Source organism: Kitasatospora sp. NPDC057542, from assembly GCF_042801945.1.
Lineage (GTDB): Bacteria > Actinomycetota > Actinomycetes > Streptomycetales > Streptomycetaceae > Kitasatospora.
Genome location: NZ_JBHVFE010000413.1, coordinates 1 through 8,102 on the forward strand (window position 1 = coordinate 1; position 8,102 = coordinate 8,102).

Annotated in this window: 11 protein-coding genes; 7 read left to right on the forward strand and 4 right to left on the reverse strand. The window is 74.9% G+C overall.

Features of this window, described 5'->3' with window-relative positions; all coding sequences use genetic code 11:
- Positions 1–123: 123 nt before the first annotated feature.
- A complete protein-coding gene (locus ACFU7Y_RS34720) occupies positions 124–1,122 on the reverse strand; it encodes an asparaginase (protein ID WP_224283393.1) in 999 nt (332 codons plus the stop codon).
- A gap of 239 nt (positions 1,123–1,361) precedes the next feature.
- Here ACFU7Y_RS34720 and ACFU7Y_RS34725 point away from each other — a divergent pair, with 239 nt between their 5' ends.
- On the forward strand, positions 1,362–2,012 hold the full coding sequence (locus ACFU7Y_RS34725) for a GntR family transcriptional regulator (protein ID WP_224283392.1): 651 nt from the start codon (positions 1,362–1,364) through the stop codon (positions 2,010–2,012).
- A gap of 41 nt (positions 2,013–2,053) precedes the next feature.
- On the opposite strand, the gene ACFU7Y_RS34730 is transcribed toward ACFU7Y_RS34725, so the two are convergent.
- The gene (locus tag ACFU7Y_RS34730; RefSeq protein ID WP_224283391.1) at positions 2,054–2,665 is read right to left on the reverse strand and encodes a hypothetical protein; all 612 of its coding nucleotides are present in this window, start codon (positions 2,663–2,665) and stop codon (positions 2,054–2,056) included.
- Between the two features lie 43 nt (positions 2,666–2,708).
- Positions 2,709–3,257 carry an alpha/beta hydrolase gene (locus ACFU7Y_RS34735; protein ID WP_224283390.1) on the reverse strand — a complete coding sequence of 183 codons (549 nt, stop codon included), beginning with the start codon at positions 3,255–3,257 and terminating at the stop codon, positions 2,709–2,711.
- Positions 3,258–3,512: 255 nt separating this feature from the next.
- Here ACFU7Y_RS34735 and ACFU7Y_RS34740 point away from each other — a divergent pair, with 255 nt between their 5' ends.
- Together ACFU7Y_RS34740 and ACFU7Y_RS34745 are read left to right on the forward strand one after the other, a co-directional pair.
- Positions 3,513–4,079 carry a DJ-1/PfpI family protein gene (locus ACFU7Y_RS34740; RefSeq protein ID WP_224283389.1) on the forward strand — a complete coding sequence of 189 codons (567 nt, stop codon included), beginning with the start codon at positions 3,513–3,515 and terminating at the stop codon, positions 4,077–4,079.
- A 247-nt stretch (positions 4,080–4,326) separates the two neighbouring features.
- Positions 4,327–4,869 (forward strand): gamma carbonic anhydrase family protein, encoded by a 543-nt coding sequence (locus ACFU7Y_RS34745; protein WP_224283388.1) that lies wholly within the window; start codon positions 4,327–4,329, stop codon positions 4,867–4,869.
- A gap of 14 nt (positions 4,870–4,883) precedes the next feature.
- On the opposite strand, the gene ACFU7Y_RS34750 is transcribed toward ACFU7Y_RS34745, so the two are convergent.
- The gene (locus ACFU7Y_RS34750; protein ID WP_224283387.1) at positions 4,884–6,089 is read right to left on the reverse strand and encodes an MFS transporter; all 1,206 of its coding nucleotides are present in this window, start codon (positions 6,087–6,089) and stop codon (positions 4,884–4,886) included.
- 156 nt (positions 6,090–6,245) lie between these two features.
- On the opposite strand from ACFU7Y_RS34750, the gene ACFU7Y_RS34755 reads away from it, so the two are divergent.
- From ACFU7Y_RS34755 to ACFU7Y_RS34770, 4 genes are read left to right on the forward strand one after another with little or no spacing between them, the layout of a single operon-like run.
- Positions 6,246–6,491, forward strand: coding sequence for a DUF2277 domain-containing protein (locus tag ACFU7Y_RS34755; RefSeq protein WP_224283386.1), 246 nt, complete (start codon positions 6,246–6,248; stop codon positions 6,489–6,491).
- 16 nt (positions 6,492–6,507) lie between these two features.
- The gene (locus ACFU7Y_RS34760; protein WP_224283385.1) at positions 6,508–6,744 is read left to right on the forward strand and encodes a DUF6296 family protein; all 237 of its coding nucleotides are present in this window, start codon (positions 6,508–6,510) and stop codon (positions 6,742–6,744) included.
- 60 nt (positions 6,745–6,804) lie between these two features.
- Positions 6,805–7,089 carry a DUF427 domain-containing protein gene (locus ACFU7Y_RS34765; protein WP_224283384.1) on the forward strand — a complete coding sequence of 95 codons (285 nt, stop codon included), beginning with the start codon at positions 6,805–6,807 and terminating at the stop codon, positions 7,087–7,089.
- A 53-nt stretch (positions 7,090–7,142) separates the two neighbouring features.
- A complete protein-coding gene (locus tag ACFU7Y_RS34770; RefSeq protein ID WP_380770748.1) occupies positions 7,143–8,039 on the forward strand; it encodes a hypothetical protein in 897 nt (298 codons plus the stop codon).
- Positions 8,040–8,102: the final 63 nt, after the last annotated feature.

Consider the following 8,102-nt stretch of genomic DNA (forward strand, 5'->3'; position numbering starts at 1 on the left):
CGGGGCCCTGTCCCCGCCCGCCCCCGCCCTAGAACGCCCACACGGGCGGGGCCGCGGCCCGTCGGCGGACAGTCGTCCTGTTGGTCCGGTTCGGCGCCGGTCCGTTCGTGCGTCCGGGCTGCGTCAGGCCGCCGGGGCGGTGTCGGCGGGTGCGGTGTCCTGGAGCGGCGAAGGGTCCAGGAGCGTCCGGGCCGGGCGCACCGCGCCGACCGGTTCGCCGTGTCCGAGGACGGGGACGGTGGCCAGTTCGGCGAGGGTGTCGTCGGTGTCCACCGGCACGCCGAGCCGCCGTAGTGCGGCGGCCATGACCACGGGGCGGGCGCGGGTGGAGCCGTCCGCGATCTTGAGCGCGACGGAGGAGCCGTCGGGGAGCGCCAGGGCGTAGACCCCTTCCGCGCCGTCCTTCGCGACCGAGCCGGGAAGTGCGCGCATCAGGCGGGTCACGTCCCGACCGGTCCCGCCGACGTACTCGGCGTGCCGGTTCATCGCCTGGGCGACCCGCCGTTCCGGGGATCCGGCAGGGCCCGTCGCCAGTGCGGCGAAGGCCCGGGCCAAGCCGCGGTAGCCGATGGCGAACAGCGGTGCTCCGCAGCCGTCCACACCGGTCGCGGCGACCTTCTCGTCGGCCAGGTCCTCGACGGTCTCGCGCAGGGCTCGCTGCAGGGGATGGCGGGGGTCGAGGTAGGTGGCCGTGTCCCAGCCGTTGGCGACACAGGTGGCGAGCATCGCGGCGTGCTTGCCCGAGCAGTTCATCGTCAACGGAGTGGGCCCGCCGCCGGCCGCCAGGTGGTCCCGCAGTGCGGTCTCCCCGATGGGCAGCGCGGCCGTGCACCGCAGTGCGCGGGTGTCGAGGCCGGCACCTTCGAGGATCGCGCGTACGCCGTCGAGGTGGAAGGCTTCGCCGGAGTGACTGGCGCAGGCCAGGGCCAGCAGTTCGCCGTCCAGGTCAAGCCCGGCACGCAGCATGCCGAGGGCCTGGAGCGGCTTGTTGGACGAGCGGGGGTACAGCGGGCGGTCGGTCTCGCCGACGCTCAGCACGGTCCGCCCGTCCGGTCCGGCTGCCAGGACCGTCCCGTGGTGCACCGACTCCAGGAAGTCACCTCGCCACACCTCCGCCACCATCGCGTGCACAGCGCATTCCCCTCTCCTCGGCCCCATGGCCGACAGGACGACTCAAAGTGTCAACAGTTATCACTTTAACGCCGCCTGCGGCGATGCCCTCGCCGGGTACTGACATACTCGGGGGAGGCCCTGTCCACTGTCGTCCACCGACACCCCGGCGTCGCGGCCACCACCCCGGGCACACCCCCTCACCTGGCCGGACGACAGAGCGGCCAGTCCCGAACGGACGGACACCACCCATGTCAGAGACCCTCCGGCGCGGCCTGGCGGGCCAGCTCGTGGGCGCGCTCCGCGAGCGCGTCCTCACCGGTGAGATCCCGTCCGGAACCCGGATCAACGAGGTGGAGGTCGCCCGCGAGCTGGGCATCAGCAGGGGGCCCCTGCGCGAAGCCATCCGGCAGCTCGTCAGCGAGGGCCTGCTGGTGCACGTGCCGAACAAGGGCGCCGTGGTCTTCGAGGCCGGTCCCGAGGAGGTCGAGGCGCTCTTCGAGCTGCGGTCCGCGCTGGAGACCGCGGCCGCGCGCCTGGCCGCCGGGCGGCGCGACCGCAAGGACGTCACAGCCCTGCGCCGGGCGTGCGAGCAGTCGAGGAAGCTCATGACCGGGGGCCGTCGGTTCGCGCACCGCAGCAGTCTCGACTTCCATCGCGCACTGCTCGACGCGGCCCGCAGCCCCCGTATCGCCGAACAGGTGGAGCGCGTGCACCAGCAGATCACCGTGCTCCGCAGCCGGCACAACGTGCCGGCCTCGCACACCGACGCCTCGATAGCCGACCACGAGCACCTTGCGGAGGCCATCGCCGAGGGCCGGGCCGACCGCGCCGCCGAGGTGATGGCCCGTCACCTCGACCGGGTCCGGGAACAGATGATCGCGCACATGACCGGTCAGTGACGCCGCGGTGTCCACCGGCGATGGGCTCGGGCCGAGCCGGGCTAGCGCGCCTCGACCGGCTCGCCGCTGTCCTGGTCCAGGTTGAACACCCGCCGGTAGGAGTCGGTCACCACGGTGATCTGCGAGCGCCCGGTCCAGCTCGCCCCCACCAGCCGGGCGTCCCCCTGGCCCGAGCCGACGTCCGCCAGTGACCAGCGCCGGGCCGCCCAGCCCTCGCCGCTCTCCAGCAGCACCTGCCAGTGCTCGCCCGCCGTCGGCCCGGTGGCGTACGAGCGGTGCACCACCACCAGGGCCCGCTCGGCTCCGGCCGGGGCATCCTCCCGGCTGCGGGTCTCGGCCGCCGACACCTTGTGCGCGGCCAGCGCGCCGAGCAGGAACACCACGCCGGCGGTCACCGTGACCGTCCGGGTGGCCGTCCGGACGGCGCTGCGCAGGTCACCCAGCCAGGCGGCCGCGATCAGCGCCGTCAGCGCCCCGCCGAGCAGCAGCTCCGGCCGGTTGAGCAGGTCGGCGACCACCATCCGCCCGCCCGACCTGCTCTCCCACTGTCCCTCGGTGTAGAGCAGTACGGCGGCCAGCCCGCCGGCCGCCAGCAGCCGGACCAGGACGCGCCTGGCCCGGGACGTCCGTCGGTCGATCGTCTCCCGGTTCATCGTCCCCCCGTTCCCCCGGTTCATCGTCCCCCCGTTCCCGCGGTCACAGCTCGGCGAGCAGCTTGCGGCCCTCCGGCCAGTCGCCCAGCCCGGAGTCGGAGTTGAGGTGCCCGTACGCGCCCGGCTCGACGTACCGGGCGCCCCACGCGGCGGCGAACGCGCGGGCCCGCTCGGTGGAGACCCACGGGTCGTCGGCCGAGGCGACCACGACGGCCGGGAACGGGAACCGCTCCAGCGTCACCGGGCGGAAGTTCACCAGCTCCGGGACCTCGGCGGTGTCGACGTCCGCCGGGGCCACCAGCAGCGCGCCCCGGACGGCGGCGGTCCGCTCGGCGGACGCGGTGGCCACCCAGTGGGCCGCCGTGACGCAGCCCAGGCTGTGGGCGACCAGCACCACCGGGCCCTCGGCGGCGGCTGCGGCCACCGCCGCGTCCACCCGGGCCACCCAGTCCGTCCGCTCCGGGTGGTCCCAGTCCGCCTGCTCGACCCGACGGAAGGACTCCGGCTCGGCCGCCTCCCAGCGGGTCTGCCAGTGCTCGGGGCCGGAGTTCTGATAGCCGGGGAGGACGACGTAGGTGGTGCGGTCGGGCATGGCTCCTCCGGGAGAAGGACGGTAGCGGGCAGCAGGAGTCTAGGACGCGGGCCGCCGGCCCCCGCAGCCGGGCGCCAGGCCGGCGTGCACTCCGCGCAACCGGCGCGCGCACCTGAGCATGCGCCGTTGTGCGCCCGGTGCGCCCCGTTGCCAACGGCGTTGCCGGTACGGGAGGTTGGACCGGGCCAGGGCCGGCCGCCACCGCCCGGCGCCCGTACCCGACCTGAGGCTCGACCACATGGAGGGATGTCGGCGATGACATCGAAGATCCTGCTCGTCACCGGAGACGCCGCCGAGTCACTGGAGGTGTTCTACCCCTACCAGCGGCTGCGGGAGGAGGGCTACCAGGTCGACATCGCGGCCCCGAGCAAGAAGCGCCTCCAGTTCGTGGTGCACGACTTCGTCGAGGGCTTCGACACCTACACCGAGAAGCCCGGCTACACCTGGCCCGCCGACGTGGCCCTCGCCGACGTCGACCCGGCGGACTACGTGGCCCTGGTCATTCCCGGCGGCCGCGCCCCCGAGTACCTGCGCAACGACCCGGACGTGCAGCGGATCGCCCGGCACTTCTTCGCCGCGGACAAGCCCGTCGCCCAGATCTGCCACGGCCCGCTGGTCACCGCCGCCGCCGGCGTGCTGGACGGCCGCCGCACCTCGGCCTACCCGGCGCTGGCCCCGGACATCAAGGCGGCGGGCGCCGAGTTCGTGGACGGCGAGGCGGTGGTGGACGGCGTGGTCGTCTCGGCCCGCGCCTGGCCCGACCACCCGGCGTGGCTGCGGGCCTTCATCGAGGTCCTGCGCACCAAGGCGCCGCTCGCCTGACGCCCGCCCGAGCCGCCGCCGGGCCGCGTTCCCGGAGCCGCATCCCGAACCGTCCCCGGATGCGGCTCCGGGTTCGTTCCGACCGTGACCGCCCTCTGCGGCGCCCGGACCGGATCCACCGCCCCGGCGTCGCCGGGAACGCCGTACCGGACCTCGCCGTACCCGACCTCGCCCGCAAGGCGCGGTGACCGACCCCCTACGCTGACCGGCGACCCAACGGCCCACACGGTCATCAGGAGGACGAGACATGGCAGAGCCGCTGATCGCCGCAGTCGGGGGCAAGGTGCCCGCCGTCGACCCGGGCGCCTTCGTGGCGCCGAACGCCGTCGTGCTGGGGGACGTGACCGTGGCCGCCGGCGCGAGCGTCTGGTACGGCGCGGTGCTGCGCGGCGACGCCGAGTCGATCAGCGTCGGCGCGGGCAGCAACATCCAGGACAACTGCACCCTGCACGCCGACCCCGGCTTCCCGCTGGTGCTCGGCGAGCGGATCTCGGTCGGCCACAACGCGGTGCTGCACGGCTGCACGGTCGAGGACGACGCGCTGGTGGGCATGAACGCCACGGTGCTCAACGGCGCCCGGATCGGCACCGGTTCGCTGGTCGCGGCGGGCGCGGTGGTGCCCCAGGGCATGGTCGTCCCGCCCGGCTCGCTGGTCGCCGGCGTCCCGGCCAAGGTGCGGCGGGAGCTGACCGAGGACGAGCGCGCGGGCATCAAGCTCAACGGCGAGGGCTACCTGCTGCTGGCCGACGCCCACCGGGAGATCGACGGCGTGCCCGACAATTCCCGCTGATCGGACTGGAATCGTCAGACGCGAGGCCGGACCGTCGTCATCGCGGCCGCCGCCGGCTCCGCGGCCGGCGGCACGGGACGGCGCCGGTCGACCGCCCAGGCGAGCACCGCGACCAGCGTCCCCGCGGCGGCCAGGCCCGCGCCGACCAGCGCCGGCGAGGTCCAGCCGAACCCGGCGTCCAGCGCCAGCCCGCCGAAGTACGCCCCCTGGGCGTTGGCCAGGTTGAAGGCGCCCTGGACCGTCGCCGAGGCCAGGGTCGGCGCGCTGCGCGCCTTCTGGAGCACCAGGGTCTGCACGGCCGGCACGATCGCGAAGCCGAACAGGCCGATCAGCACCACCGTGACGGCCGCCGACCAGCGGGCGTGCGCGGTCACCGCGAACAGGGCCAGGGTGGCGGAGAGCAGCACGAAGGCCGCGCAGACGGTGGGGCGCAGTGCCCGGTCGGCGGCGAATCCGCCCAGCACGTTGCCGATCGTCATGCCGACCCCGAACAGTGCCAGCACCAGGGTCACCGAGCCGGTGGCGTACCCGGAGACCTCGGTGAGCAGCGGCGTGATGTAGGTGTAGCAGGCGAAGAAGCCGCCGCAGCCGAGCACCACGGTGGCCAGCGCCAGCCAGAGCTGCCCGCTGCGGAAGGCGCGCAGCTCGTGCCGGAGCCCGGACTGGCCGGGGGAGGGGAGCGCGGGCACCAGCCGGGCGATGGCGACCGTCCCGGCGGCCGCGATCAGCACGACCACCAGCATGGTCGCCCGCCAGCCCAGGTGCTGGCCGAGCAGGGTCGCGGCCGGGACGCCGACGATGTTGGCGACGGTCAGCCCGGAGAACATCACGGCCACCGCCCGGGCCCGCCGGTCCGGCGCGACCAGCTCGGCCGCCGCCACCGCACCCGCGCCGAAGAAGGCGCCGTGCGGCAGCCCGGTGATCAGCCGGGCGGCGGCCAGCGTCCAGAAGTCCGGCGCCACCGCGCACAGCAGGTTGCCGGCCGCGAACAGCCCGGCCAGCCCCACCAGCACCGCCTTGCGCGGCCGTCCGGCGGCCATCGCGGTCAGCAGCGGCGCACCGACCACCACCCCCAGCGCGTACGCCGAGATCAGCCAGCCCGCCTGCGGGATCGAGACGTGGAGGCTGTCGGCGACCTGGGGGAGCAGCCCCATGGCCGCGAATTCGGTGGTTCCGATGGCGAACGCCGTGACGGCCAGCGCGAGCAGCGCGAGAGGCAAGGGGGTGACTCCGGAGTGGTGCCGACGGACCGGGAGTCCGGCGCGGCGGGATGAATTCGTTCGTCCGGCATCCTAATCCGGCCGGATGACGGCCCCGTGAGGTGCGCGTGACGAGAGGGGGTCGCCGACACGGCTCCCGCGCGCGAGACTGGGAGCATGTGCCGCAACATCAAGACGCTGCGACCTCCCGTCACGTCCGACGCCGACGAGGAGGACTTCCGCGCCGCCGCGCTGCAGTACGTCCGCAAGGTGTCCGGGTTCCGCGCCCCCGCGGCGCACAACCGCGAGGCCTTCGACCGGGCCGTGGACGCGGTCGCGGAGGCCACCGCCAGGCTGCTCGCCGAGCTGGAGGTCCGCGGCTCGAACGCCCGGGCCGTCGCGCCGGCCGAGGCCACCGGGTAGGCAGGAGCCAGGTGTGATGAACCCCTCCGAGCGCTACGCCCTCACCTTTCCCGGAACCCCGGGCGGCCAGGCCCCGCAGGACGTCATCGTGGTCGTCCGCACCGACGCGACCGGCCCGGGTGGCCACCCGGTGTACCAGGACGAGAGCGGCATCGTCCGGGCCGAGATCAGCGACGCCGGCGAGGTCCGGATGCTCGCCAGCGGCGGCCACCAGAGCCCGCACCTGCCGGTGCGCGCCCAACCGCTGTCCTGACTGTCCGGCCGGTCCAGGCAACCATGAGTGCGGCATCCCTCCGTCGGGCACAATCGCCGTATGACCAGAGCGAGTTGGCAGGGTGTCGTGATCGCGGAGAGTGACGACACCGTCGTCGTCGAGGGCAACCACTACTTCCCGGCGGAGGCGGTGCACACCGAGTTCCTTCGCCCCTCCGGGACCACCACGGTGTGCGGTTGGAAGGGCACCGCCGGCTACTACACCCTGGAGGTGGACGGGCGGACCAACCCGGACGCCGCCTGGTTCTACGCCGACCCGAAGCCCGAGGCCGAGCACGTGCGCGGCCGGGTGGCCTTCTGGCGCGGGGTGGAGGTCGCCGAGTAGCCGGCCCGGGGCACCGGGTGGTGCCGTTGTCGTGAAAGGGGCACCGGATTCCCATGGCAGTCTTCCGCAGGCCGGGCCGCTCCCGGCCGGCCCCCGAGCCCGACCTGAGCGAGCAGATCGCCGAACTGGTCGAGGAGTCCGAGCAGCCCGCCGGCCAGGGCCCGGTCGCCGAGTACGCGGCGAAGCGGCGCGGCCGGGCCGTGGTCCTGCACGCCGCCCGGCTGCTCGGCCACGGCGGCCGCGCCGCCGCGAGGGGAGCGACCAAGGGCGCCGTCTACGGCGGCAAGGCCCTGACCGAACAGCTGGTGCAGGCCGCGCCGCGGATCCCGGTGCGCGACGTCGCCACGCTGCGGGCGCAGTACCCGGACGCGGCCTTTCCGGAGCAGCTGGCCGACCTGCTGGTCACCGGTGCCGTCCGGGCCTCCGGCGCGCTCGGCGCGGGCGTCGGCGCGGCGGCGATGCTGCCGGTGCCGCCCGCGATGCCGTTGGAGATCGCGGCCGAGACGCTCGCGGTGGCGGCCGTGGAGATCAAGTTGATCGCCGAGCTGCACGAGGTCTACGGCGCGCCGGCGCAGGGCGCCGCCATCCAGCGGGCCGGCGCCTACCTCGGCGCCTGGGCCAACCGCCGGGGGATCGACGCGGGCCTGCTGGTCCGGCCCGCCGGCTTCGCCGCGCTGGCGATCAGCTCGGAGGTGCGCCGGCAGGTCCGCCGCCGGCTGACCCGCAGCTCGTTGCGCCACCTGCCGGCGGTGGTCCCGCTGCTGGTCGGCGCCGGCATCGGCGCCACGATGAACCGCCGCGACACCCGTCGGCTGGCCGGCGAGGTGCGGAAGGACCTGCGCGAGCGCCGCCCGGCGGACGCCACCTACTGGGCCTCGGCCGCTCCGGCGCTGAAGGGCGGGACGGAGGCGCGGGGCAGGGCGGTGGATGCGGACGGGACGGCTCCGTAGCCCGCCGGGGGCAGCCGTCAGGCCCGTAGCGGCACGGCGCGCCCGGGACGGTCACCCGTCCCG